We start from the raw sequence: 26,528 nt of genomic DNA on the forward strand, positions 1-26,528 counted from the left end.
GAATTCAATTGAACTCCTCCTTAATGCGAGAAATCCAATCATAATAGTATGATAAAAAGGCCTTTTTATCTTCTACAAAAATAACTTTACTGTTGATATATGCTATTATGAATGGCTTTACTCTTTTTTTGAAGAACGCACTTAAAAGTACGATAGGTACCTAAAAGTAACATAGGCACTTTTTAGTACCGTACTACTCATTTCCCTCTTACGTATGCTATTATGGAACATATTCAACATGATAAAAAGTACGTACTTTAAAGTGCTATAGGCACTTTTTAGTAACATTTAATTATTTAGCTTCTTTTGTTGGAGAACTTAAATCTACATTCATCAAAGGAGATTTTTATATGAAGAAATATAATATTCCCGTTGAAGCGACTTTAGAGGTTATCGGTGGAAAATGGAAGGTTGTTATCCTTTGTCATCTAACGAAAGGCACAAAAAGAACGAGTGAACTAAAACGTTTAATGCCTGGGATTACACAAAAAATGTTAACTCAGCAATTACGTGAATTAGAAGACGATGGGGTTATTCAAAGAAAGGTATACAATCAAGTACCACCAAAAGTAGAATATTCACTTACAGAATACGGTTGGTCTTTAGAGTCCATTCTTGATTCTCTTTGTACTTGGGGCGAATGCCATCTTGAAAAAAGCGGTAACACATCGATGCTAATTGTAGAAGGTGAATAATAGGAAAAAGGAAAAAACGAACATGAATTTGTTCATTTTTTCCTTTTTTTCTTTATATGTATATACATTTCTAACTGGAACAAAATATTTTATACGCTTTCATACCTTGTCAGCACTACGTTATACACTCAATATCAAATAATTAGGAATCATTTTTATGTTAACATAGGTGTATATAGTATATAATATAGGATATATATTATATACACTTTCCGGTAACGGAGCTTTTCCATTATGCGGACAAGCCATGTATCGGACAGTTCATAAATAATAAGTAAGACGTTATGGTTTTAGATTTATGTTTGCAGCTTACTTGCTGTCATAAATTTAAAGGCATTTTATTGTGTTTTGTGAAACTTTGTATAAAGTTTCGTAAACGTTTACTATCTTACTTATAAAAAATAAGAGTATTGCTATCGTAAAGGAGAATTGGAGATGCCAGAAACTATGACTCAAACAAAGCCAGAACAAGAAACTGTACAAATTTCTGCTAGCCAAGGACAACTTGATGTACTTGATCAGTTGTTAAAACCTGAGGTACAAGAATCATTAACAACACTAGTAGAACAGCTTCCAAAATTAACTGAGCTTGTTAACATTTTAACTAAGTCTTATGACTTCGCTCAAACTGTTGCTACTGATGAAGTATTAAAAAGCGACACTGTTGGTGCAATTACAGAGCTTGTAGAACCTGTAAAAGATACAGTGAAAAGCATGGCTGCAACTGCAATCGAAGCGAAAGATCGTGCTGAAGAAAGCAACGAAGTTATCGGCCTATTCGGTCTGTTAAAATTACTAAAAGATCCACAAGCACAAAAAATGTTCCGCTTTGTGAACGCATATCTTCAAATTAGTGCAGAACGTAACAATAAATAATTTAACTTATAACAACAATTAGTAAAGACGGGGGATATCATACTATGTCAAAACAAATTGTCATCTTAGGCGCTGGTTATGGCGGTCTTCTTGCCGCTTTAAACGTACGTAAATATTACAGCAAATCAGAAGCACAAGTTACAGTGATTAACCAATACCCAACACACCAAATCATCACTGAACTACACCGCCTTGCAGCTGGTAACGTGTCTGAGCAAGCAGTTGCAATGCCACTTACAAAGCTTTTCAAAGGGAAAGACATCGATCTTAAAATCGCAACAGTTGAGTCATTCTCAGTTGATAGCAAAGAAATCAAACTAGCTGGTGGCACTACTTTATCTTACGATGCACTTGTAGTTGCTTTAGGAAGTAAAACTGCTTACTTCGGTATTCCAGGACTAGAAGAAAACAGCATGGTATTAAAATCTGCTGCTGATGCAAACAAAATCTACAAACACGTTGAAGACCGCATTCGTGAATACGCGAAAACGAAAAACGAAGCTGATGCTACAATCGTAATCGGTGGTGGCGGATTAACTGGCGTTGAGCTAGTTGGTGAGCTTGCTGACATTATGCCTAAACTTGCAAAAAGCCACGGCGTAAATCCAAAAGAAGTGAAACTTCTTCTTGTTGAAGCAGGTCCAAAAATCCTTCCAGTATTACCAGACCACTTAATCGAACGTGCAACTACTAGCCTAGAAGCACGCGGTGTTACATTCTTAACTGGTCTTCCTGTAACAAACGTTGCTGGCAATGAAATCGACTTAAAAGACGGTCAAAAACTTGTTGCTAACACATTCGTTTGGACAGGCGGCGTACAAGGTAACCCATTAATCGGTGAATCAGGTCTTGAAGTTAACCGTGGACGTGCAACAGTTGATGCATACCTACAATCTACTTCTCACAAAGACGTATTCGTTGCTGGAGACAGCGCTGTTGTCTTCGCTCCAGACGGACGTCCATACCCACCAACTGCACAAATCGCTTGGCAAATGGGTGAGTTAATTGGATACAACTTATACGCAGCACTAGAAGGCAAAGCATTAGAAGAGTTCGCACCTGTAAACTCTGGAACACTTGCTAGTCTAGGACGTAAAGATGCGGTTGCTACAATTGGAGCAAGCAATACTCCACTTAAAGGCTTACCAGCATCATTAATGAAAGAAGCAAGTAACGTTCGTTACTTATCACACATTAAAGGTCTATTCAGCTTAGCTTACTAATCTGAATATAAGCCCGAATCATGCCCTGCATGGTTCGGGCTATTTTTTATCCGTAATTTTCTCTAATTTATTTATTCGTCAAAAAAATTATATACCCTTTAAATTTATCTAAATATACTGACTTTTTATAATAAAAGCTGTCCCGTTCGGAACAGCTCTTATTGTCGCTTTTTGTCGGTAAATCGATATATTGGGAAAATCCCTGATATATTCGGATTTGCGCTGATATATTTCGAAAATCGCCGATATAATTTGAGTTACGGTCGATATATTCGAAAAATCGCCGATATATTTTCCAGCCTTACTTATTATCCTAATTTCACAAGACTGTAGTTCTTCTTCCCTTTACGAATAATAATAAATCTTCCATCAAATGAATTTTCTACAGTAACATCTGTACCCACATCTGTTACTTTCTCACCATTCATAGAAATCGCACCATTATTAATGTCCTCGCGTGCTTGTCGTCTAGATGGTTCAATCCCTAAATCGACTAGCCACTCTACGATGTTTTTCGTCTCTTTTGAAGACTGGAATGTTGGCATTTCTTTAAAGCCTTGTTCAATTTCATCAGCTGTTAACGATTTAATATCTCCGCTAAATAACGCTGCTGTAATTTTCTCAGCTTGCAGGAACGCCTCTTCTCCATGAACAAATTTCGTCATTTCTTCCGCTAACACTTTTTGCGCTTCACGTTTATGAGGCTCTGTTTCTACCTTCGCTGCTAATTCATCAATACGCTCTTTCGTTAAGAACGTAAAGTATTTCAAGTATTTAATTACATCACGGTCATCTGTATTTACCCAGAACTGGTAAAATTCAAACGGTGTCGTTTTTTCAGGATCAAGCCAAACCGCACCACCCGCTGATTTACCAAACTTCGTACCGTCCGATTTTAATAATAACGGAATCGTTAATCCGAATACTTTCGCCTCATGACCTTCTAACTTACGAATTAAATCTAAACCACTCGTAATATTTCCCCATTGGTCACTACCACCAATTTGCAGCTGAACATCCTCTTTCGTGTATAAATGATGGAAGTCCATCGCTTGCAAAATTTGGTACGTGAATTCTGTGAAAGAAATACCTGTATCTAAACGGCTTGCTACAATATCCTTCGCTAACATGCTATTGATGCTAAAGTTTTTCCCGTAATCACGTAAAAACTTAATAATATTTATTTCATGTGTCCAATCATAGTTATTTACCATCTTCACTTCGCTATTTCCACCAAAATCAAATAGCTTTTTCATTTGTGCTGTTAACGCATCTACATTATGCTGAACCACTTCTAACGTTTGAAGCTGACGCTCTGATTGTCGTCCACTCGGATCACCAATTGTTCCTGTTGCCCCGCCAATTAAAATAACAGGATGATGGCCAGCTAATTGGAATCTCTTCATCATCATAAACGGAATCAAATGTCCGATATGCATACTATCACCAGTTGGATCAACTCCGCAATATAGTGAAATCTTTTTCTCTTCTACTAGCTTACGTAAGCCTTCTTCGTCAGTCTGCTGATTAACGGCGCCGCGCCATTCTAATTCATCAATAATATTCATCTTTTGTCATCCCCTTTATTTTTTAAAAACAAAAAAGCCCCTATGTCTACGATAGACATAGGGACGATTATTCACCGTGTTACCACCCAGTTTGCATAAATAGCATAGCTACTCATACCACTCTTAGCAATAATATCGATTGCTAGTCCGCTTAGCATTACCTAAGATACTCCAGAGTGTAATTCGCAAGTTTGTTTGTGCTAGGTTCCAGCAACCCCTAGCTCTCTCGTTAACAGTGACAAACTGCTACTGGGCTCTTTCAACGTATGTTATTTGTTAAATTATTAGCCATTATATTGAATTGAAAACAAATTGTCAACAATACCCAAATGTTATTTTAAAATAATTCATATCTTCATACGTATTTCGTTATTCTTTATCTTCTCCAATAATCCTTACTTCTCGCTCCAACTTCACGCCAAATTTCTCTTCAACTGTCTTTTGTACGAAGTGAATTAAATCGATGTAATCTTGTGCTGTTCCGTTATCAACATTCACCATAAATCCAGCGTGTTTTAAAGAAACTTCTACTCCACCAATTCGCTTACCTTGTAGTCCTGAGTCTTGAATTAACTTACCAGCAAAGTTATTTGGTGGGCGCTTAAATACGCTACCACATGAAGGATATTCTAGAGGCTGTTTTGACTCACGTTTAAACGTTAAATCATCCATTTTGGCTTTAATTTCTTCATGTACACCTTCTTCAAGTTCAAATCTCGCTTCAAGAATAATGTAATGGTTGTTCGCAAATACACTCTTACGATATCCAAATTCAAATGCTTCTTTCGTCAAAGTACGTAGCTCTCCATCACCTGTCATTACGACAGCTTCTGTTAATACAAACGAAATTTCACCGCCGTATGCACCAGCATTCATATATAATGCTCCGCCAACTGAACCTGGAATACCACAAGCAAACTCAAGACCCGTTAAGTTATGGTCTAAAGCAATACGTGATACGTCAATAATTGCTGCACCACACTGTGCTACAATCGTCGTTCCTGTTACAGTAACACCTGTAATATGAATTAAACTTACTGTAATCCCGCGAATTCCACCATCTTTAATAATGACATTCGATCCATTTCCTAAAAACGTAACTGGAATATTATATTCGTTCGCATATTTAATAACTTCTTGAATTTCATCATAATTTGTAGGCGCAACAAAAACATCTGCTTTTCCGCCAACTTTAATATGCGTATGATTCTTTAACATTTCATCTTGTTTAACATGTCCTTCAGGCAATACCGTACTTAAATATTTATAAACCTCTTGCATATTCATTTTACGATTCCTCTATTTCTATATTCATTTTATCCCGTTATACGGGCCCATAATATCCCCACGTACATGAAAGAACCTAAAGTGGTGGATACAGTGTACCCAAAATCAATTCGAGACACCTATAAACCTCTTAATTTATAAGAGGTGCCAATCATATTAAAATATATATTGCATAATAAAGCAACCCAAATGGACTACTAAACTTGACATGTCATCAGAAAGACAACAATTTGTAAAATATGTGACTTTTTCAAAACACTATCCCTCAGTATCTTACTATACCATATAAAAAGAAAGTGGTATTTTTTTGTACTTTTTACTTTATTTACATCAATAAAAAAGAGCACATCCCACAGAATGTGCTCTTTCTATACTCTTTATATTACTTTTCGTTCTCTTCTTTTTCTTTATCAAACCATAACAGCTCATCGTTATCAACTTCACCATTATAATTGATTAAAATTTCTTCTCCTGCTTTTATATCTTTATAAGCATAGAAGTTAAATGTATGATTCTCAAAAACGATGTCATACGTTGCATTCGGTGTATATGAATGATTAAATAACATACCATATCCTAAAAGGATTGCCGTATGATTGATTCCATACTCAAATGCGTAATCAGCAAGTAACGTTTTCTCAATATGTTCATGCTGTTCATTTGGATAAGAGATAACTGGTGCTGCGTGTATCAACTCACCCTTTTTAATATCACGAGTTGCAAATACACCTCTATTAAATTCTCCATCACTAAGTTCAGAAGTCTTAACTTCGATCATATGCGTCACCTATATAATTCTTTCTTTGAAGTATTTTATTCCGCTATTTGCGGATAGCTTGATTGGTGAGGGCTAATAATCAGTATGTACTAGTCTCACTTTATCTCCTTAAGCTTGGCAGAAAACGCGCAGAAAAGCAATTAAATTCCTATCAAGTATTCGTTTCAATGAAAAAAGAGCACATCACTCGTGCTCTTTCTAAGCAATATTACTTTTCTAAAATATCTTCTAACAACTTCACTTGCTCGCTAACAGTTTGTAACGTCTTCACTGACGTATCATTTCGATGTTTTTCTTCTTCCACACTCGCTAGCACTTCTTCTGTAGCTGTAGAAGTTTGCTGAATTACGTTAGAAGCATGCGTAACATCCTTTACAATATTCGTCGTTTTAACTTGGAAACTTTCTTGATGAACAACAACCTCTCGCATTACTTCATTAATCGCATCAATAAACTTCCCTAAATCAGTTACATTTGTTAAAACGCTTGCTAACATCTCGTTACATTCTTCTTGTACTCTTTCTGACTTCTCTACTTGCACTTCTACCTTACTTGCTTGATTACTAAACTCCTTCAAAATCCCTTGAATTCTTCCCGCAGAACGATTTGATTCTTCAGCAAGCTTTAACACTTCACTCGCTACAATAGCAAAACCTTTTCCATGCTCGCCTGCCCTCGCAGCTTCAATATTTGCATTTAAAGCTAGCAAACTCGTCTGACTTGAAATATTCGTTATTACATCTACAATTTCATTAATTTGTTTCGATTGCATCATTAAATCTCTAAATATAATTCCAGACTGTGAAACAACATCATTTAAACTTCTCATGTTAGTTTCAAAATTTCTTAGAGTATGTACACTACCTTTTGAAATTTCTAAGCTTTCATCCACATGAGCCGATGCAGTTCTTACTTGAGAGATGATTTTTTCAATATTTCCCTCCATATCATTCAATACTTCTACCGAACGATACATCATCTCTGATTGTGATTGTGTACCAACTGCCACCTCTTCAAAGGCAAAATTAATTTCACTCATCGATTCCATCGACGTGTTCATATTTTGTCTTAAATGATTGAAATTACTATCTAGTTTCACAACTGTTTCTTCAATAAGTCTTTGCGTCTCTTCTAACTCCTGAGCTTTTCTCATTACTTCTTGCTTCTCATCACTTAAACGAAGGAGCAGATTAGAACCGATTTTCGTGACGCCCCACATAGCGATTGTTACAATCGCTAACAAACTTGCGAAATTAGCAGCTTCAGACGAGGCTGTATAAGCAAAAAATTGCTCCGGCCAATAGCTACAAAGGATAAATGTGATCACAACAGCTATCCCGCCAAGAATTAAAATGAGGCGCTCACTTAAGTAAATAAGTGAAACAGCTAATGTAAAATAGACCATTTGAAATACAGCCGGGCTTTCATTAAAAGCTTGTACCATAATGTAAGACATTGTAAGCAACATAAATGTCATGATATATTTATACACTGATTCCATACTTTTTATAAAAGTAAAAAGCGTTCCAAATGCAACGACAGAAATACCACAAATCCAAAATGCTATTGCTCTCTCTGTAAAAATATATCCATAATACCCAATCGCGATTATCCCAAGGAAGAAACTACAAATCGTTATAAACAGTAATAAATGATTTTTCTGTGATTCTTTCTCAAGGTTAGAAAAACAAGTCCTCTTTAACCACTCCATATGAAGCCCCACCTTCTACTTATACATATCAATTACTTCAGTTTAAATACCGCACTTACTGGGTTATGATCGCTATTTTCAAACTTTAAATCTTTCCCTTGTACATTTACAATCTCTACATTCGGTGAAACGATAAAGCCATCAATAATAGTGACGAAATTTTCACCTTCTACATATTTCTTTACATCATCTCTTACAGTCATAACAGACGGATCTACAGCCCACTTAAAGCCACCGTCTGTAAAGTCCTTCGGTAACTCTACTAACCACTCAGGACGCTCTTTCACGAACTTCGGATCACTTAATTGAGCGTTCGAAACCAATTGATTCCAATCTCCACCCATTATTACGTAATCACCATTTTCATAATGCTTGTTCATATATTCTTTTAAATACTCTACTTGCTGTTTTCTAATTTTCCCGCCTTCATCATAAGCAGACAAATGTAAATTTACGAGTCTAACATGTTTTCCATTATTAACAGGAATTTTATATTCCACAATTGCTCGATCTAAATCAAACAAACGCTTTGGCCAAGGCTCCATTCCAGGCAGCTGGAACCTCTTCGCTTCTTGAACAGTGTATTTAGAAAACGTACTTAATCCAGCCTCCGCATATCCCATTGGATTTGTTATTGGCACTGGAACCCATTTCGTATCGTAGTTCTTGCCAAATGACGAAACATAATCAGGTAATCCTTTTTTCAAAAATTCATGTTCATTTACATCAAATGAACGAAGTGACTTTATATCAACTTCTTGTAATAGTGCAAAATCACTATTCTCATTTTGTAAAAACGAAAGCATATTCTTTAAATTAGTTTCCGTTTGCTCTTTACTACTTGAACCAGATCCCTTTCCACCATCCATAAAGAAATCTTGATCCTTATCTAACCCAGCATATCCAATATTAAATGTTGTAACTTTAAACTCATTTCCAGTCGCTAATACGCGCTCCTTATTATTCTCTACCTTCAAGCTTATAACATCAGCAGGCTGTTCTTTAGTAAGTGTCATATAAGCTAGAAATCCTCCTACAATGCCCGCTACTACTAAAACACATGTAAATACGATTTTTAAAAATTTCTTCAAATAAATGACTCCTTTTCACGCAAATTTATTTTTCTTTATTTTCAGTCAAATAAAACAAAACGACACACATAAGAAACATTTTATCATAATTAAAACCGTATATCACTATATTTAGTTGATAAGTAATCGATCCCATTTTAATTACTTAAAAAGCGTTCAGACATCAAAAAAAGAAAAGTTACACCCTCCTCCTCACTGGAAATTAAACGGTATATTTAGTACACTATATGTAATAATCATAGGCGATGGAGTTCGCCATAAACGCTGCTTAGCTAATGACTCCTACCAGTATGGATACTGGTAGGAGTCTATTTTTTTGAGCAAGCTATTTAAAGAGGTGAGAAAATTGATTTATATTATCGTCGGCATTGCTGGTATATTAGGAGCTCTTTCTCGTTATTATTTAGGTCTTAATATCAACACATTTTGGCATCATTCATTTCCATTGGCAACATTACTCATTAACTTAATCGGTTGCTTTTTCTTAGCGTGGCTAACTACTTATATCGTTCGGCTAAACATCTTACCTTCAGAGGTTATCACAGGCATCGGAACTGGATTCATCGGTTCCTTTACGACTTTTTCAACATTTAGTGTAGAAACTGTGCAATTGATCAATCATTCTGAGTGGAGCATAGCCTTCTTATATGTATCATGTAGCATACTTGGTGGCCTCATTATGTCTGGCCTTGGCTATACACTTGGAGATTTCTTAATTAAGAAATCTCTTACGGAAGGTGATTACTCATGATAGAAGCTTTATTAGTCGCAACAGGAGGATTTTTCGGTGCGATTACACGATTTGCAATTAGCAATTGGTTTAAGAAAAGAAATAAAACACAATTTCCAATTGCTACATTCCTTATTAATATAACAGGGGCATTTTTACTTGGATATATAATCGGCAACGGAGTTACTACAGGCTGGCAACTATTATTAGGTACTGGATTTATGGGCGCATTCACTACATTTTCTACGCTTAAATTAGAATCTGTTCAGCTTCTCAATCGTAAAAAGCTATACATCTTCCTTTTATATTTAAGTGCTACTTACATAATTGGTATCCTCTTCGCCTTCCTTGGAATGAAGCTAGGCGGAATATAAAAAAAGCGACTCTATTGAGTCGCTTTCTTTCATAAGAAATATGTCCCGCCATATGGAATGGAAAATAAACCAGCTGGATGTACATCGTAATGTACAATTTGCATCGGAAGTTGTGAATAGGGCATATACTGACTTTGCATCATTTGTGCAAAATATGCTTGTTGCTGCATTTGAATAGTTTGATTCACAGCATGAATTGTCCCTTGTGCCCCAGCCAGCGTAATAGCTGCCCCTACTTGTCTACCATTATAAAAATAATGATTCATCATGATTCATCTCACTTATTCTTTTTCTTCCATATGGTATGTTTCTATTTCATAGTGAGTGTTTTGTCCCTATCTATTGCCCTTTTTCAGCTTTGAAGTAATAAATCCAAATAGCAATATACCAATACCACTAAGGAACAATATATAACTTATCGGTACTAGGAAAAAGAAAGGTTCTTCAAGAAATCCATCCGCTCCTACTTTACTGTTTGAAGCATGTATCGTTAAAGAAATAATCGCTAAAATCATGAAAGAAATAGCTACTACGTATTTATTTTTCATTTCACATTCTCCTCTACTTATGTAATTCCCCTTAGATTCTTACCATCATATTATCTAAAAAAGAATTAACATTCAATAATTATTTATTGTTAAACAATAAAAAATTATTAACTAAACAAACAACAAAAAGGTTTGCAAAGCATCTTAAATCACTTCGCAAACCTTCTAAATTATAAATATTTACACTTCAAACCTCTTGCTTAATACAATATACATTGCGCAAAATAGCACGAATATCCCAGCATAAATTAACAAAATCTCTACACTAAACATATCCGACAACGGACCAAATATTATCATTCCTAAAGGAAGCGCGCATGAATTCGCAATTTGTACAAGGCTAAACATCCGTCCGTGCATTGATGGTTCTACTTTCTCCTGCAATAACACAGTAACTGGTGTATTGAAGCACGGCATTGTTATACCAATTAAAAAATTAAAGACTAAATACATAATAAATATCGGTGCTATTCCGAGTCCAATCATAAGCAGTCCATATAATGCACAAGCTAGCGCTGTTGTATGCATACGATTACGAAAACCACCCCACGCTGCAATCAATACGCCACCAGCTGCCGCACCCGCACTAAAGGTCATCTCACTAGCAGTAAGTCTCCACATTTCGGCCCCGAAAGAACGAGTTACCATTAAAGGTGTTAAAAAAGCAGCTGGACTTATTAAAATCATGACGATAATTAATAAAACGATTAGCCTTTTAATAAATACATTTTCTTTTAAATAAGTGAACCCTTCTTTAATTCCTTGTAGATTAGATTTTTGCTTACTTTTTACATTCACATGTCCTTCCACATGAATGACAAACATAATACTAATTCCAATCATAGCTGTAATAACATCAATAAAAAATGTTGTTTCAATGCTGGCAATAGAAAGAATCGCAGCACTTGCTGCTGGAGAAAGAAACATAATTAAAGATGTAATACTGCTATTTATTCCATTTACTTTCATAAGATACTCTTTCGGAACGATTTGCGGAATTAATGCATTCACAGCTGGCGTTTGTACTCCTGTTCCAGCTGAACGAATGAGTAACACAATAAAAAGTAACCAAATACTTTTATATCCTGTTAAAAATAAAATTGCTAAAACTAACGTCGCAATCGCTATAATTCCATCCGATAACATAATCATCTTTTTACGATCATAACGATCAATCCAAACACCTGCAAACAAAGATATCGCAATTTGTGGTAGAAAACCGCAAACAGTTGAAATAGTCAACATCACTCCTGATGATGTTGTAAGGGTGATATACCATATAATCGCGTATTGCACGAGAGAGGAACCGAACAACGAAATAGTTTGAGCGGTCAAAAATAATATAATTTTCGTTTTCCAATTGTTTTCACTCATATGTTTCACACCCCCTTAACTAATCCCGTCTCTATATGAAAGATGCTATCTGCCCAATCAAGATAAAAACTTGCTTCGTGAGATACGAGTATAATGCTGCCCTTAAACTTAATTAACGCCTTTTGCAAAGCTTCCTTCGCTTCTGCATCCAAATGATTTGTCGGCTCATCTAAAATTAAGAAGTTACAAGGTGATAGTAATAATCCACACAGTTTCACCTTCGATTGTTCACCACCACTTAACGTACGAATTTCTTGCGAAACGTGCGTATCCTCCACTCCACACGCAGCTAAATGATGGCGTATTTCCTTCATATTCAGTTTAGGAAACTGTTCTGAAATAATTTGAAGCGGCGTTAAAGAATCATTGCTCCAATTTAAATCTTGCTCATAATATCCAATCTTTATTTGCTCTGAAAAGTGAAACTCTCCAGAAATACTAGCAATATTTCCAACGATTGTTTTTAATAAAGTAGATTTCCCTACTCCATTGAAACCTGTAATGACAAGTTTTTGCCCACCCATTACTGAAAAATTCAACTTTGGTAAGAGAGCGAAGTCGTAACCAACTTCAAGATTATTTACTTCAAGAACTGTCTGAACTGAAATGGGAAGTTCCTGAAAATGAATAGACGGTTTATGAGTAAAACTTGGTGGCGCAATTCTTTCCATACGCTGTAATTGTTTTCTACGACCTTGCGCTATTTTTGAATTCACCCCAGCAATATTTCTACGAATATACTCTTCCGTTTTTTCAATTTTCTTTTGCTGTGCATAATATTGGCGAATATAATCTTTTCGCAAATGCTCCTTTTGTCTTACAAAATCTGAGTATTTGCCGTAATACTTCTTAACTGTTCCGAACTCTACATCACATATGCAAGAAGTTACCTTTTCCAGAAAATCAAAATCATGTGATACGACAATAAACGCTCCTTCAAAATTCATTAAATAATTAGCAAGCCACTCCACATGCTCCTTATCGAGAAAATTCGTCGGTTCATCTAGCAATAAAATATTAGGCTCTTCTAATAAGAGCTTCGCTAAAATTACCTTTGCACGCTGCCCTCCGCTTAATTCACCAATCACACGATCCATCCCAATCACATCAATACCTAAACCGGCTGCCACCTTATTCGTAATACTATCTACTGAATAAAAATCACGGGCCTCGAGCAGTTCTTGAATTTCTGCCGCTTTCAATAGTTGATTTTCATCTCCAGTCATCGCACTTTCTTCATATAACTTGTTCATTCTCTTTTCCATTGTATACAAATCATAAAAGGCTCTCTTTAAATATTGTGAAATGGTATAACCCTCATCAATTTCTGCGTATTGATCAAGATGTCCAATTTGAATATTAGGTTGCCACTTTATGTCTCCCTTATCAGGAATAATTTCCCCCACCAATATTTTCATTAATGTGCTTTTTCCTGCACCATTCTGCCCAACAATTCCCATATGCTCCCCTTTATGCAAATCAAAAGAAGCATTTTCGTATAATACTTTATCTATAAAACTATGTGATAAACTTTCCACTTTAAGTAAACTCATTTTTATTCCTCTTTTCCTGAAATTAAAAAAAGCAGAGAGATAGCGTCATTCGACACTAGCCCTCTGCTTCGTGGTTTTTCCTATACTACTCCAATTTACGGTAAAGACTCATCGGAATAATATACACAAAGGGCCATAGACAAAGCATTGTCTATGGCCCCTTAATCTATTTTATACACCAGCTGAAAAACCATAACGAAATAAGCATAGATAAACTATACTTTTTTAGAAAAGTTATTCAGCCGATGAATATAGGGGATTTATGCCCCTTGATTAAGCTCCGTACAACGCTTCACCGTATACATTTGTGCGGAGCAAAGTTTTCTAATGAGTTTTACAAATTTTATATAAAGCATATTATGCACCTTCCTTAATACTTAAAAAGGATTTTAGCATACGGTTTTACGAAGCGTCAACATTACTTCCGAATCTTTCAACTACTTGTTTTCAAAATATTGCTTCTGAAACATACACATTCTTATTGCATTATGATAGTTACCATCAACGAAAAACTCATCGATAAGCTCACCTTCTACCATAAACCCAACTTTTTTATAAACATGTACTGCCTTTTCATTTTCCTTATCCACAACTAAATAAATCTTATGCATATTTAGTACGGAAAAAGCGTAATCCATTGCTAAACGCGTCGCATCCACTGCATAACCATATCCTTGATAATTCGGATCAATAATGATTTGGAATTCTGTTCTACGGTGAATATAATCGATTTCTACTAACTCAACTAATCCAACCATTTCATTGTCTTTCTCAACGATAAATCGGCGTTCGCTTTGATCATGTATATGTTTATCATATAAGTCTTGCAGCTCCACAAATGCCTCATACGGCTCTTCAAACCAATACGACATAATATGCGCATTATTATTCAGTTCGTGTACAAACTTTAAATCTTCTCGTTCTAATGGACGTAACTTCAATTCCTGATTCATTCCTATAACCTCCAAGTAAAAGAAACCTCTTCACTTAATTTCTCAATTTTTTTCGATTTCAAACGCCCTAATTTCATTGTAAACTTTCAAGCAACTTGAAGGTCAAGATGTAAAAAAGTAGTGCTGACTTATGTCTGCACTACTACTCTTTTCTCAAATCTCTCATATTTGATATGTATAAAGCAATAACTAAAACAAGAATTGCTCCTGCGTATAATAACGTCTCCATCGGTTCCTCATGAGACACAATAATTAATCGAATTAAGGCCGTAATTCCGATATAAATAAAATAGCGTAACGGGAAATGATAGTTCGATTTAAAATACTTAATAATTAATGCAATGAACTCGAAGTATAAGAAATAGACGATGATACTTTCAACCAATTTATAAGACGTATACTCTTTTGCCGAAAAAATATACTGCACGAACGTAATTGTCTCATTCACTAAGAAAATTGATAACACAATGGATAATATAATTAAGGCTATATTTAATATCCATTGCAAAACACTAGCTATAACATGATCGATATTAAATGACTTCATACTCTCTTTAGACTCCCCTTCGTATAAGTACTTATTTATTATAGCAAAATTACGATTGGAAAGAAGTTAAATCATATATTCGTCCTTTGTTATTGCCAGTGAAGGTGATGTTCATTGTTTGGAGGAGTCTTTTAACCGCAGAACTAGATTCCATATTAAGAAATTCCCTCAATTCGCTATTAGTAGTTATCACACTAAACAGAAGTGTGTAATCTTGTACAGCACGTAAATGAGCATGTTTAGACATACTATTGCAATTTGAACAACGCCATCCCTGTCTTTCTTTTAACATTGCCATTGTAAAACATTCCTCACACTGTACACCCTTTAGCAATTCCTCTTTTTTAATTTTATATTGCGCAAGAACATTTTGACGTTGCGGAATGTGCTCATTCATAATCTGGCCTATAAGTCCATTTATATTATCAATCACTTTTTCTTTATATTGATTTTTAATCTGTTTTATTCTATTAGGTAAATTTGCACTGTGGATAATTTTACTAGACAGTATTTCATCTGAAGTTTTAATAATTGTACGAGGGGAACTAATTACAACGAGGGCTTCAATCGGAATATTATGTAAATCATGTAGATTCAGCCATTTTCTCAGTTGCATCTCTTGCCGTTTCAGTTGTAAAAGCGGATCTGGGAATCCTTCTTCCGTATTACCATCTACTATTCGAATAAGTTGATTGAACTTTGTATCAAAAATTAATGTACCAATAATATTTTTTATTTCAAGAAAAAGAAGAAAATAAGATGAAACTATGAGGGTATCAATTTGGAAATAATGTTTTTGATCAAATAACCTAATATCATGTAAAATACTGTATTCTGTTTCGGGTAAAAAACTAAGTGGATACTCAATCGCCTGCTCTCCTTTATAGCCAGCCATAAATTTCGCTAGACTTTCAACCACCACATTTCTTTTTGGATGATGAGCAGGCAATCTTCTAAGTAAAGCTTCTAATTGCAGCAAATATACGGGCATTTTCCGCTCTTTCACAATCATTTTTATCCCCCTCCAAAATATATCAGCGATTTTTCAAATATATCAGCGCAACTCCAAATATATCGGCGATTTTCGAAATATATCGGCGCAACTCCAAATATATCAGCGATTTTCGAAATATATCGACTTACCGACAAAAACCGACACAACATACACACATAAAATCTTATACACAGTATAACATCACATCTAAAATCGCAATGTAAGCATAATGTGTATACCCCAATGTGATTACGCCAGTTTCAAAATAAGAAATTTACATTCCCCCCATGTAAAAAACCTTTTTATAAGTATGAAAAAAATTTAGGAATTAGTTTATCTTTTTTTAATGTTTTATTTAGAGGCAGTTTATAGTCGGGGATTAACATAAGAAACGTAGCAATTAAGTTTATATATGACGCACTGCTACTATAATCGCTAACCGTACTACTTGAAATCATAAAATAAGGAGACGATAAAACATGAACAAAAAAACAAAAACACTATCATCCATACTGCTCGGATTCACATTAGCATTAACAGGGTGTGCTGGTACTAAAGCTGAAGAAAATCATGGGAAACAAAAGCAAGAACAAGTTGCTAAAGAAACAAAAAAGGAAAATAAATTAACTAAAGGGCAAAAAATGGCTAATATTCTTAGCGAGACAAATTGGCAAGGTACACGAGTGTATGACAAAGATAAGAATGACTTAACAAAAGAGAATGCAAACTTCATCGGTCTTGCAAAATATGATGCGAAGTCAGGCAGATATGAATTTTTTGATGCTAAAACAGGTGCAAGTCGTGGCGATAAAGGAACTTTCTTTATCACAAATGATGGAAAAAAAAGAATATTAATTTCAGAATCAATGAAGTATCAAGCTGTCGTTGACATGACAAAACTAAATAAAAATGTATTTACTTATAAACGAATGGGGAAAGACGCTAACGGTAAAGATGTAGAAGTTTTCGTTGAACATGTTCCATATAAAGAAAAAGAACTTTCTTTCACTGATCCGGACAAGCAGCTGAACACGACTACAGGAGATATTGTTAAAAACGTTGATGGAGATAAAATTTTAGGCGGTACCCTTTGGCACGGAACAAAGGTATTAGACGAAACTGGTAACGATGTAACACAGTTTAATTCGAATTTTATAAGTCTAGCAAAATTTGATGACAAATCTAATAAATATGAGTTCTTCAATAGCGAAACAGGTCAAAGCCGCGGTGATTATGGCTACTTCGATGTTGTACACGAAAATAAAATAAGAGCCCATGTTTCAATTGGAAATAATAAATACGGTGCTGCTCTTGAACTTACTGAACTAAATAAAAATAAATTTACGTATAAAAGAACTGGTAAAGACCAAGCTGGTAAGGATATAACTATATTTGTTGAACATGAACCTTATAAAGGTGATATGAAACCACAATTTAGCTTTTAAAAACGTTTGATTAAAGATCCTGTACTGAGTTACAGGATCTTTCTTATTAAGCAAGAGAACGAAAAGACGAAAAACATGTAGCTTTTCGTCTGCACAATATTCCCACCTTATAGTTGATGATTTACAAAACTTAAAAACATACCGATACAAAATAAAATTTGTGACCAAGTAAAAAGCGCCCTACTTATAGGGCGCTTGTTTTATACTTAATGACTAATACTAGCTGTTGGGTATAATGTTGTTCCTCCAATTGAAACTTTTATTTCATTTGTTAATGGAACATTTTGTTCATTAATAATTGTTCTCCACCATTCCCATGCAAGACCTGTACATTCTCTTGCTACAATTTTTATATTTTTTGAGTTCGGTGGAAGAGGGATAACTGTAGAGTAATGAGCCGTTTTGTCTTTTCCGCTACCATCCCATGTTTTATGTGTTAATACTTCGTTACCCTTTTGGTCAAATGTGAATTCATCCCAAGATACATCAAATTGAGCAACGTAAGCACCGTAATGATCAAGTGTCATTTTAGCACTTGAATATTCTGTAGTTGTCGTCTCAATATAATCTGTATTGTTATGAACAGCAGCAGTTGCATTATCTTTTAAGAAAGTGCTTGTATATGAAATTGGGTATGCTGGATTTTTAAGACTTAATTCAGCATTATCTTTAATGATATTTCGGATTTCATTGAAATCTTTAGTAACAACCTTGTTATGCTCTTTCGCATCTCCGCCTAATACTACAGCAGTAAAGGTACTTTCTTCAAAAATATCTTTATACTGTCCACTTGTTTCAACGCTGTTATTCTTAAGTAAGGCTTTAAAAGCAGCTTGTACATCTTTGCTCTTAGATGTTGTTTCTAATTTTACATAAATCGTTCTACCATAAGCTACATTTGAAACCATAACAGGTGGAGCCGAATTACTTACGCCTTTTCGAGTTAACTCGTCAAAAGTAACGCTATTATCAAAAAGGTCGGATGGATTGTTAGGTAGTTCAGCACTTACCGTATAAAATATTTGCTTATATGCGGCAACCATCACTTTTTTCTCTCCATTTGCAACCGCATTAAAATCAATGTTTAGACTATTATCAAGATATTTAGCGTTAACATTAAGAGCACTTGCGATTTGTGATTTACTATAAACCATAGATTCCGTATACTGCATTCTTGCAGGTAACGTATGTGTTGTAGAATACTTTTCATTCCAAGTAGATACTAAATCGTCTACTGCTCCAGCTACATTACCATATGTCGGATTTTGGACAGTGATTGTATTTTCTTTTCTCATGCCCGGTAAGTCTATACTAATATTCAAAGGCTTTCTCTTAGCCACTAATAAACTCGGTTGATTGTCTGCAAAAGCTTTATTCGCAAGTTGTACAGCTCCTGGATACGTGCGATTCACTACAGAATCAATAATTGAAATATCGACCGGTGACGTTGTAAGTGATTTTTTCTCACGTTCCACTACTACGAATTTACCATTTGAATTGATACTTTCTTTCGGAACAAAACTTTCTACTTTATCACCATTTACAGCTAAAACCTCTTGATTATTATATTTAAGATTTGCTATACCAGTATTAATGCCACTAGCATTTTTGGTTACATCAGTTGCATTACTTGCTTGTGTTTCTGCGAAGGAAATAGATGAATAATTAATAGTGCATAGACTAACTAATAAACATGCAAGGAACTTTCTTCTTTTAGTGTTTTTCTTAATATTCAGAAAAATCACCCCGTTCTTTTTTTAGTAAAATATGATAATGATTGATAAATGATAGCTAACTAATAAACTTACATAAATGCTTTTAAAAGTTCTTGAATTAACGGGATTACGCCACCTACAAATTTTAAAACTGCCATTGCGATTTCCATATTATTTCCTCCTTTTTATTGCTACGAAAATGTGATTTATCTTTATGCCCTCATTATAGTGACCCCTTACACTTTTATCAATACACTCTGATATGCAATATTACATATCAAAAAACAAGCTGAATTCTTTTAAAAAGTTATACAGGGATATTTTTTTCGTTTAGTACATACTTGAAAAGGTGAAGCATTCTTTTGCATTTTATGAGTAGTCACATAAAAAAGCTGCTGCCTATAAAATACAGACAGCAACTTCAACTAGAGTAGCTTGCATAATCTACGCAAGCTACGGTATTTTTTTACATTTTATAACTAATAAACTGCGATTGGCCCATAAGGACCATTAATAATTTCTATTTTTGTTTCAAAAATATCTGTCAAAAGTGTTGAGTCCATAACCTCTTCTACTGTTCCAAAAGCAGCAATTTGTCCATCTTTCATAGCACAAATTTTATCCGAGTATTTAGCTGCAAAATTTATGTCATGCATGACAGTCAAAATTGTTCTTCCAAATTCATTAGCTGCACGTCTTAAATGCTCCATCATTTGAACAGAACGAGCAACATCAAGGTTGTTCAGAGGTTCGTCCAAAAGTACATATTCCGTCTCTTGGCACAATACCATCGCTACATATGCCCTTTGTCTTTGACCACCAGAAAGCTCATCTAAATATCTATTCTCTAAACTAGTTAAATCTAAGAAATCGATATATTTAGAAATGATAACCTCATCTTCTTTAGTCAATCTTCCCTTTGAATAAGGAAAGCGCCCAAATCCAACTAATTGTCTAACTGTAAGCCTAGTTACAAAATGATTTTCTTGTCGCAATATAGTCAAAACTTTTGCTAAGTCTTTTGATTTGGATTCAGAAACATCCATATTTGCTACCTGAATTTGGCCTTCATCCATATCTAAAAGTCTGCCAATCATCAAAAGTGTCGTGGACTTTCCAGCGCCATTTGGTCCAATTAAAGAAGTAAAGCCTGCTTTTGGTATTTCAATATCCAAAGGTCCTATTTTTACCTTATCAGTATAGAACTTTTTAACATTATCAATTTTTATCATAAAGCCCTCTTCCTTAAAACTATAGTTAAGAATATAATTCCACCAAATAATTCAATAATAACTGAAACTACACCTTGAGCATGGAATACATGATACATTAAAAAGTATGCGCTCGTCATTATTAAAAATCCTATAGCAAAAGCCATCGGAAAAATATATCTATGATCATAAGTTGCCGCTGCCTGATAACTCAAAGTTGCTACTAAAAAGCCGTAGAAAGTAAGTGGCCCAATTAGAGCTGTTGAAATAGACATCAAAATAGCTACTAATACAAGCGTATAAATTACACTAGGTTGATATTTAACTCCAAAAGAAGTAGCAACATCTTTTCCTAGTGACAAAACATTCAAATTCTTAGAATGAGCAAAAATTAATACCGCTACAATTATGATCATAGGAATTACAATAGGAAAATATGCAGGATCTGCATGATTAACAGAACCAAATAATCTTGCTTGTAAAATATCAAATTCTGAAGGCGCAAGTAGTTTTCTCATGAAAGTTGACACAGAATTTAGCCCGGTACCAATAATAATTCCAACTAAAAGCATAAGTTGTAAATTCCCGTATTTACCGGAAAGTAACCATCCATAAAGTATTAAACTCATGAAGACCATAACAACAACTTGGAATAAAAATGATCCAATTCCATTAAAATTTATTAACGCACTAGCACCAAAGAAGAATACTGTACTCGTTTGAATTGCTGAATAAAGTGATTCGAAACCTAAAAGTGAAGGAGTAATAATTTTATTATTCGTAATAGATTGGAAAGCAACTGTCGACAAGCTATGGCAAACCGCAGCAATAATCATTGCAACAATAGCTACTATCCTTCTCTTAACGACTGGGATAAAAGAAGGTGAATCTATCGGAACTGGATTGTTATAAACTAAAAGTCCATATGAAGAAAGAAGACCTAAAGCAATCAATGTTATCAGTAAAATCCAATAACGTCTTGCTTCCTTCTTAGACCGAAAAGCGCTAGCTGATCTACTTTCATTATGAAGGCTAGAATCGATCTCGACATTTTCTTTTTTTCTATATTCTAATGTGATCATCGTAGCCTCCTTGGTTTTCTTTTTCTCAATAAAATAGTAATAAACACGACTGCTCCCACTGTTGCAAGTATTAAAGAAACAGGTAATTCAAAAGGCTGTATAATTGTTCGAGAAATGATGTCACAGGCAGTTATTGATCCCATTCCGATCACACAAACCCAAGGTAAATTACTCCTAAGATCATCACCTCTAAACATTGAAACGATATTTGGCACAATTAATCCTAAGAAAGGTAAGTGTCCAATAACAGCTGCAACAATTCCAACTGCAACAGAGATAAGAGCAGTCCCAAAAAGAACAATTCTATTGTAATTAACTCCAAGACTTGTTGCGACATCTTCTCCTAGTCCAGCTAAAGTCAATCTATTAGCATACATAAAAATAAGAAAAGTAATGATAACAATCAGCCATAAATATTCATATCTTCCCACCTGAATGTTAGCAAATGAACCTACAAACCAAGTTTCAATACTTTGCGTCTTTTGAAAAAGGAGTCCTAAAAAAGTAGACACTGCAGAAATTACTGCTCCAAGCATCAATCCAATAATCGGAACAATTAAAGACGAACGAAGCTTAACTCTTCTTAAAAATAGAAAGAAAATCATAGTTCCTATAAAAGAAAAAATGATTGCACCAGTCATTCTTTGAACTAAAGTCGGGGCAGGAAATAATAAATACACAAAAAGCAGGCCTAAGCCTGACCATTCAATAGTCCCCGTTGTAGTAGGTTCAACAAAGCGATTCTGTGTAATAAGTTGCATGACGAGCCCTGCCATCGCCATCGCAGCTCCAGTAAGCATTAATGCAAACGTTCTTGGAACACGAGTGATGAAAAACATCTCCATTCCGTCCTCTTGTCCACGTATATCATAAACTCCAGTAAACAGTGATATAATCCCTAAAATTATAACAACTATAACTGCTATTATAAAAGGTTTTGTCCATATTTTATTTTGATTATAAAACTGGGGTTGAGAAATATTCTCAACCCTAGAAATCATATTTTTTGACACTGTTTCGTACCCCTTTACACTACTTAGCTAAAGTTTTTGCCATATTTCCAAATAACTCTATATAAGTTTGAATTGATTCATTTGTGTAAGTATCTTCTGGTGCATAAATAACTTGTTTTTTAGAAACAGCAGTTGTGTTTTGAAGAGCAGGTGATTTAGAAATAACATCCTTAGCAGGTGTTGACTTAGCTGCATCAGATGTTGCAGCATCACGATCTAATACGAAAAGCCAATCAGGATTTGTTTGTGCAATAGCTTCAACAGAAACGTCATCACCTTTATGACCTGCAGTAGAATTCGAAACTTCTAATGCTGGAGTCCAACCGAAAATGTCATACATAGGTCCCCAAACGCGACCAGAGTGCGGCGCAGCAAAGCCAATATTTCCACCAGTAACGATAACACTCATAACTTTATCTTTTCCGTTATAAGCAGATTTTGCCTTTTCAATAGATTTATCGAAATCAGCTACTAATTGTTTAGCTTCTTTATCTTTAGCAAAGATTTTACCTAAAGTAGTTGTAGAATCTTTAAGTCCTTTTACTAAGTTTTCTCCAGGCTTAGTAGCCTTCTCAGAAACATCAAAATTAAGATCAATAACAGCTGCATTTGGCACTAATTTTTTGATTTCTTCATAATGATCAGCAAATCTTTGACCAACGATTACAAGATCAGGGTTTGCCGCTGCAATAATTTCTAGATTTGGTTCACGGTGATTCCCAATATTTTGAACTTTTTCATCCTTTTTATATGCTGAATCAGCAGGCATGATATCCTTTGGAGCAGCCGCTAATTTAATTCCCCAATCAGATAAAGTTTCAAAAGTTCTGTTATCCAAAGCAACTACATTCTTTGGGTTTACAGGTACTTTAACAGTTCCATGAGCATCAGTGATTTCAACCGTTTTTGGCTTATCACTACCATTATCTTTATTATTAGCCTTCGAAGTTTCTTTACTTGAATCTGAGCAAGCCACTAACATTAAAGTGAAAATTGCTAGAATACTCACTAATTTTAAAAGCATAGATTTTTTCATATGTATACTCCTTATAGTGTGATTTATTTCGAAAATGATGACATCCATAGATTGAATTAGAAGGTAACTTTTATTCAATTGAATCGCTATTGATAATCATTTTCATTTGAACATCCTGTTAATTAGTATAGTCATTAATTCTGTGAAAATCTTGTGAATCGTATGAATTCATAAAATCAAGCATAAAAAGTAATATGTGCGGTCAGGACTGTTGATTAACCTTCATTAAATACTTTCTCAACAAATACGGGACAGAGACCTTCCCTTACAAAATACGCGCAGTAATAGCTAATATTTCACAGAAACTACTTTATTATCTTATTTTTATCATTCAACCATTGAATAGCCTCTGCCATGTATCGTTTGAATATATCTATCTTTCTTCTCGCACTTTAGCTTTTTTCTTACATACCCAATATATAAGTCTACTACATTCGGATTTACTACTACGTCATATCCCCAAACTTGATTCAAAAGCATTTCACGGCTTAATATCGTATTTTTATTCTTAATTAAAAATACAAGTAAATCGTACTCGCGCTTCGTAAGCGAGAGATTTTTGCCACCTTTTTTCACAAGATTGCTAGATGCATCAACAAAGAGATCTTTAAACTGAAAAAAGTTTGTCTCATTTTGCTGGTTATAGTCACTTCTTCTTAAAATAGCTTGAACTCTCGCTACTAATTCTTCCTTCACAAATGGTTTTCTAATATAATCATCCGCTCCTGCTTGTAACCCTGCTACGCAATCCTTGCTAGAAATATTGTCGGTCACAATAATGATCGGTGTCGTTTTAACAAGTCGTATTTGTCTGCAAATTTCTGGTCCTGATATACTTAATGAATCCCAATCCAATATGATAATATCCCAATCTTGTTCATATATTATATTTAAACCTTCGTTTTCATTGTGAAGTTTTAAAATGAAATAGCCTTCTTGCGTTAGACCGCTTACGATTTTCTTTGCTGAAGACCGTTCATTTTTAATCACCAACACCTGCTTCACCGATGGTTCACCTCTACTTCAATATAAATTATTTAGATAAAAAAATTATCCCGAAAAAATAATTTAAGATTTATAAATTTAAAACCCCTAAATAATCCATTAAAACAGTTTATTAGGAGAACTCTATATAATCTTACAATAGGTATGGATAAAAACACAAAACATATGAAGATTCGAATAAAGTAAAAAAATAATAACTACTTAACAATTGAGCGTTTACAATCTGCTATAGTATCTACCCGCTTATCATCAATAACCATTTTTTATTCTCTCTTTCAGGGATACCGTTCCATCGACTTCAGCATTCTATAAAACCACAAACAAAAAGAACCATAACCTCACCAACCTGGCAAAATTATGGTTCATATTATACAAAATAAAAAACCACCAAATATGTATTGGTGGAGACGGTGGGAGTCGAACCCACGTCCAAAAATATCGGCACTTAAGCTTCTACGAGTGTAGTCGATATATTAGCATTTCGCGAACTCTTCGGCCTATCGACAGGCTTCCAAGTTGCTAGTCTGGTTATTCTCTTCCTTTGTCCTCAGACGGCGAACTCCGGCGTAGTCCACTTAGTTTGAGTCCCTTACCCTACCACATGGACGATGGAGGGAGGAACCTTTAGTGCAATTAAGCAGCTAAAGAAAGATTGTTTTGTTTGCCAATTATAGGCTTTGACGTTTTAACGAGGCCGATCCCCTCGACTCGCAACCTAAGCTCGAACTATCCCTGTCGAATCCGTAACGTCCCCATGATAAAAATGGAGCATACGAAGAAAATATCGTGATAGCTACTAAGAGCTGTTTTTCAATGTGCAACAACCTTACATAAGTTATTATAACATACGCGCTCCATTTTACAAATGTAAATATCTGTATTACATCTTTTGGCGATCACGGAACGCGCGTGCAATTTCACGTTTAGCTTCTTTCTCTTTTAAATCGTGACGTTTATCGTATTGCTTCTTACCTTTTGCTAAACCAAGTGCCATCTTTGCAAATCCATTTTTTAAATAAATTCTAAGTGGAACTAATGCGTAACCTGTTTCTTTCGCAGCGCCCGCTAGTTTATCAATTTCTTTTTTATGCAGAAGTAATTTTCTCGTACGAAGTGGATCATGGTTGAAACGATTCCCTTGTTCGTACGTATTAATGTGCATATTATGAACCCATACTTCACCATTATGTACACGTGCAAACGCATCTTTCAAGTTTACGCGTCCAGCGCGAATCGACTTAATTTCCGTTCCTTGAAGGACAAGCCCTGCTTCGTATGTTTCTTCGATGAAATAATCATGAAATGCTTTTTTATTCTGTGCAATAACCTTACCTGTACCCTTTGGCATATAACGTCCCTCCTCTATTTTTACTATTGTAACAAATGTTAATAAAAAGCGAAAGTGGCTCACTCAGAATCTTTGGACATTGGAACTCCCGACAGAGAAGCGCTTTTTGCTTCGGCCGAGGGAGTGAAATGGCCAACAGATTCTAGCCACTGTAGCTGGATTCCATTAAAAGCGAAAGTGGCTCGCTCAGAATGTGAGGTGGATGGAGCTTCTGACCTTGAGGCGCTCTTTGCCTCTGGGGAAGAAGCGAAGCCGCCGAACATTCTAGCCACTGTAGCTGGATTCCAACAAAAAGCGAAAGTGGCTCGCTCTTAAGCCACGAAGAAAAAAGAAAAGGCCCCGCTTTTCATCAAAGCGAAGCCACTCTTTTC

Annotated in this window: 26 protein-coding genes, 1 other RNA gene, 1 riboswitch and 1 other annotated feature; of the genes, 7 read left to right on the plus strand and 20 right to left on the minus strand. The window is 35.0% G+C overall.

The window, feature by feature from the left end; translation table 11 throughout:
* The first annotated feature begins 350 nt into the window (after positions 1-350).
* The 3 genes from HMPREF2590_RS21980 (at position 351) to HMPREF2590_RS21990 (ending at position 2,794) form a co-directional block, all read left to right on the plus strand.
* Entirely contained in the window at positions 351-695 is a 345-nt protein-coding gene (locus HMPREF2590_RS21980) for a winged helix-turn-helix transcriptional regulator (RefSeq protein ID WP_000760475.1), read from the plus strand.
* Positions 696-1,130: 435 nt separating this feature from the next.
* The gene (locus HMPREF2590_RS21985) at positions 1,131-1,571 is read left to right on the plus strand and encodes a DUF1641 domain-containing protein (RefSeq protein WP_001115311.1); all 441 of its coding nucleotides are present in this window, start codon (positions 1,131-1,133) and stop codon (positions 1,569-1,571) included.
* A gap of 44 nt (positions 1,572-1,615) precedes the next feature.
* Positions 1,616-2,794, plus strand: a complete 1,179-nt coding sequence (locus tag HMPREF2590_RS21990) for an NAD(P)/FAD-dependent oxidoreductase (protein WP_000043203.1) — start codon at positions 1,616-1,618, stop codon at positions 2,792-2,794.
* A gap of 308 nt (positions 2,795-3,102) precedes the next feature.
* Here HMPREF2590_RS21990 and tyrS read toward each other — a convergent pair whose 3' ends face one another.
* From tyrS to HMPREF2590_RS22015, 5 genes are all read right to left on the minus strand, one after another.
* Positions 3,103-4,362, minus strand: coding sequence for a tyrosine--tRNA ligase (tyrS, locus tag HMPREF2590_RS21995; RefSeq protein WP_003313350.1), 1,260 nt, complete (start codon positions 4,360-4,362; stop codon positions 3,103-3,105).
* Between the two features lie 56 nt (positions 4,363-4,418).
* Positions 4,419-4,634: a binding site (T-box leader), on the minus strand.
* A 97-nt stretch (positions 4,635-4,731) separates the two neighbouring features.
* Positions 4,732-5,649, minus strand: a complete 918-nt coding sequence (gene murB / locus HMPREF2590_RS22000; protein WP_001057102.1) for a UDP-N-acetylmuramate dehydrogenase — start codon at positions 5,647-5,649, stop codon at positions 4,732-4,734.
* A gap of 382 nt (positions 5,650-6,031) precedes the next feature.
* Complete coding sequence (locus HMPREF2590_RS22005; protein WP_000573649.1) at positions 6,032-6,427, minus strand: SET domain-containing protein; 396 nt, start codon at positions 6,425-6,427, stop codon at positions 6,032-6,034.
* Between the two features lie 208 nt (positions 6,428-6,635).
* On the minus strand, positions 6,636-8,138 hold the full coding sequence (locus HMPREF2590_RS22010) for a DUF4077 domain-containing protein (RefSeq protein ID WP_000455085.1): 1,503 nt from the start codon (positions 8,136-8,138) through the stop codon (positions 6,636-6,638).
* Between the two features lie 32 nt (positions 8,139-8,170).
* Positions 8,171-9,229 (minus strand): endonuclease/exonuclease/phosphatase family protein, encoded by a 1,059-nt coding sequence (locus HMPREF2590_RS22015; RefSeq protein ID WP_000714051.1) that lies wholly within the window; start codon positions 9,227-9,229, stop codon positions 8,171-8,173.
* A gap of 232 nt (positions 9,230-9,461) precedes the next feature.
* Positions 9,462-9,521: riboswitch (Fluoride riboswitch) on the plus strand.
* A gap of 54 nt (positions 9,522-9,575) precedes the next feature.
* Between HMPREF2590_RS22015 and crcB (HMPREF2590_RS22020) the strand changes: the two genes are divergently transcribed.
* Entirely contained in the window at positions 9,576-9,980 is a 405-nt protein-coding gene (crcB, locus tag HMPREF2590_RS22020; RefSeq protein WP_033795540.1) for a fluoride efflux transporter CrcB, read from the plus strand.
* A complete protein-coding gene (gene crcB / locus HMPREF2590_RS22025) occupies positions 9,977-10,333 on the plus strand; it encodes a fluoride efflux transporter CrcB (RefSeq protein ID WP_000568585.1) in 357 nt (118 codons plus the stop codon). Before crcB (HMPREF2590_RS22020) ends, crcB (HMPREF2590_RS22025) begins: the two co-directional genes overlap by 4 nt.
* Before the next feature lie 29 nt (positions 10,334-10,362).
* On the opposite strand, the gene HMPREF2590_RS22030 is transcribed toward crcB (HMPREF2590_RS22025), so the two are convergent.
* The 7 genes from HMPREF2590_RS22030 to HMPREF2590_RS22060 form a co-directional block, all read right to left on the minus strand.
* Positions 10,363-10,602, minus strand: coding sequence for a DUF3947 family protein (locus HMPREF2590_RS22030; RefSeq protein WP_000980957.1), 240 nt, complete (start codon positions 10,600-10,602; stop codon positions 10,363-10,365).
* A gap of 66 nt (positions 10,603-10,668) precedes the next feature.
* Positions 10,669-10,881 carry a DUF3955 domain-containing protein gene (locus tag HMPREF2590_RS22035; RefSeq protein ID WP_000792610.1) on the minus strand — a complete coding sequence of 71 codons (213 nt, stop codon included), beginning with the start codon at positions 10,879-10,881 and terminating at the stop codon, positions 10,669-10,671.
* Between the two features lie 180 nt (positions 10,882-11,061).
* Positions 11,062-12,255 carry an MFS transporter gene (locus HMPREF2590_RS22040; RefSeq protein WP_050822166.1) on the minus strand — a complete coding sequence of 398 codons (1,194 nt, stop codon included), beginning with the start codon at positions 12,253-12,255 and terminating at the stop codon, positions 11,062-11,064.
* Positions 12,256-12,260: 5 nt separating this feature from the next.
* Positions 12,261-13,808 carry an ABC-F family ATP-binding cassette domain-containing protein gene (locus tag HMPREF2590_RS22045; protein WP_050822167.1) on the minus strand — a complete coding sequence of 516 codons (1,548 nt, stop codon included), beginning with the start codon at positions 13,806-13,808 and terminating at the stop codon, positions 12,261-12,263.
* Between the two features lie 437 nt (positions 13,809-14,245).
* The gene (speG, locus tag HMPREF2590_RS22050; protein ID WP_001071092.1) at positions 14,246-14,761 is read right to left on the minus strand and encodes a spermidine N1-acetyltransferase; all 516 of its coding nucleotides are present in this window, start codon (positions 14,759-14,761) and stop codon (positions 14,246-14,248) included.
* 142 nt (positions 14,762-14,903) lie between these two features.
* Entirely contained in the window at positions 14,904-15,308 is a 405-nt protein-coding gene (psiE, locus tag HMPREF2590_RS22055) for a phosphate-starvation-inducible protein PsiE (protein ID WP_000834708.1), read from the minus strand.
* Between the two features lie 49 nt (positions 15,309-15,357).
* A complete protein-coding gene (locus HMPREF2590_RS22060) occupies positions 15,358-16,320 on the minus strand; it encodes a nuclease-related domain-containing protein (RefSeq protein ID WP_000635744.1) in 963 nt (320 codons plus the stop codon).
* A gap of 461 nt (positions 16,321-16,781) precedes the next feature.
* On the opposite strand from HMPREF2590_RS22060, the gene HMPREF2590_RS22065 reads away from it, so the two are divergent.
* Positions 16,782-17,747, plus strand: coding sequence for a DUF4822 domain-containing protein (locus tag HMPREF2590_RS22065; RefSeq protein WP_001036739.1), 966 nt, complete (start codon positions 16,782-16,784; stop codon positions 17,745-17,747).
* A 206-nt stretch (positions 17,748-17,953) separates the two neighbouring features.
* Here HMPREF2590_RS22065 and alo read toward each other — a convergent pair whose 3' ends face one another.
* The 8 genes from alo to smpB all read right to left on the minus strand — a co-directional run bounded on the left by alo (position 17,954) and on the right by smpB (position 26,157).
* A complete protein-coding gene (alo, locus tag HMPREF2590_RS22070) occupies positions 17,954-19,492 on the minus strand; it encodes an anthrolysin O/cereolysin O family cholesterol-dependent cytolysin Alo (protein WP_000576732.1) in 1,539 nt (512 codons plus the stop codon).
* A gap of 449 nt (positions 19,493-19,941) precedes the next feature.
* Complete coding sequence (locus HMPREF2590_RS22080) at positions 19,942-20,694, minus strand: iron ABC transporter ATP-binding protein (protein WP_000590071.1); 753 nt, start codon at positions 20,692-20,694, stop codon at positions 19,942-19,944.
* Positions 20,691-21,755 (minus strand): iron chelate uptake ABC transporter family permease subunit, encoded by a 1,065-nt coding sequence (locus tag HMPREF2590_RS22085; RefSeq protein ID WP_000631244.1) that lies wholly within the window; start codon positions 21,753-21,755, stop codon positions 20,691-20,693. Before HMPREF2590_RS22085 ends, HMPREF2590_RS22080 begins: the two co-directional genes overlap by 4 nt.
* Positions 21,752-22,768, minus strand: a complete 1,017-nt coding sequence (locus tag HMPREF2590_RS22090; RefSeq protein WP_000042071.1) for an ABC transporter permease — start codon at positions 22,766-22,768, stop codon at positions 21,752-21,754. The genes HMPREF2590_RS22085 and HMPREF2590_RS22090 overlap by 4 nt, the downstream gene beginning before the upstream one ends.
* A 19-nt stretch (positions 22,769-22,787) precedes the next feature.
* Positions 22,788-23,804 (minus strand): siderophore ABC transporter substrate-binding protein, encoded by a 1,017-nt coding sequence (locus HMPREF2590_RS22095; protein WP_000749435.1) that lies wholly within the window; start codon positions 23,802-23,804, stop codon positions 22,788-22,790.
* A 327-nt stretch (positions 23,805-24,131) separates the two neighbouring features.
* Complete coding sequence (locus tag HMPREF2590_RS22100) at positions 24,132-24,809, minus strand: response regulator transcription factor (protein WP_000815819.1); 678 nt, start codon at positions 24,807-24,809, stop codon at positions 24,132-24,134.
* Positions 24,810-25,208: 399 nt separating this feature from the next.
* Positions 25,209-25,563, minus strand: a transfer-messenger RNA (tmRNA) gene (gene ssrA, locus HMPREF2590_RS22105).
* Positions 25,564-25,689: 126 nt separating this feature from the next.
* Positions 25,690-26,157 carry an SsrA-binding protein gene (gene smpB, locus HMPREF2590_RS22110; protein ID WP_001123919.1) on the minus strand — a complete coding sequence of 156 codons (468 nt, stop codon included), beginning with the start codon at positions 26,155-26,157 and terminating at the stop codon, positions 25,690-25,692.
* A 72-nt stretch (positions 26,158-26,229) separates the two neighbouring features.
* On the opposite strand from smpB, the gene HMPREF2590_RS30080 reads away from it, so the two are divergent.
* Entirely contained in the window at positions 26,230-26,472 is a 243-nt protein-coding gene (locus HMPREF2590_RS30080; protein WP_000351122.1) for a hypothetical protein, read from the plus strand.
* Positions 26,473-26,528 lie beyond the last annotated feature (56 nt).

It is taken from the genome of Bacillus sp. HMSC036E02 (genome assembly GCF_001836235.1).
In the GTDB taxonomy this organism is placed as follows: domain Bacteria; phylum Bacillota; class Bacilli; order Bacillales; family Bacillaceae_G; genus Bacillus_A; species Bacillus_A cereus.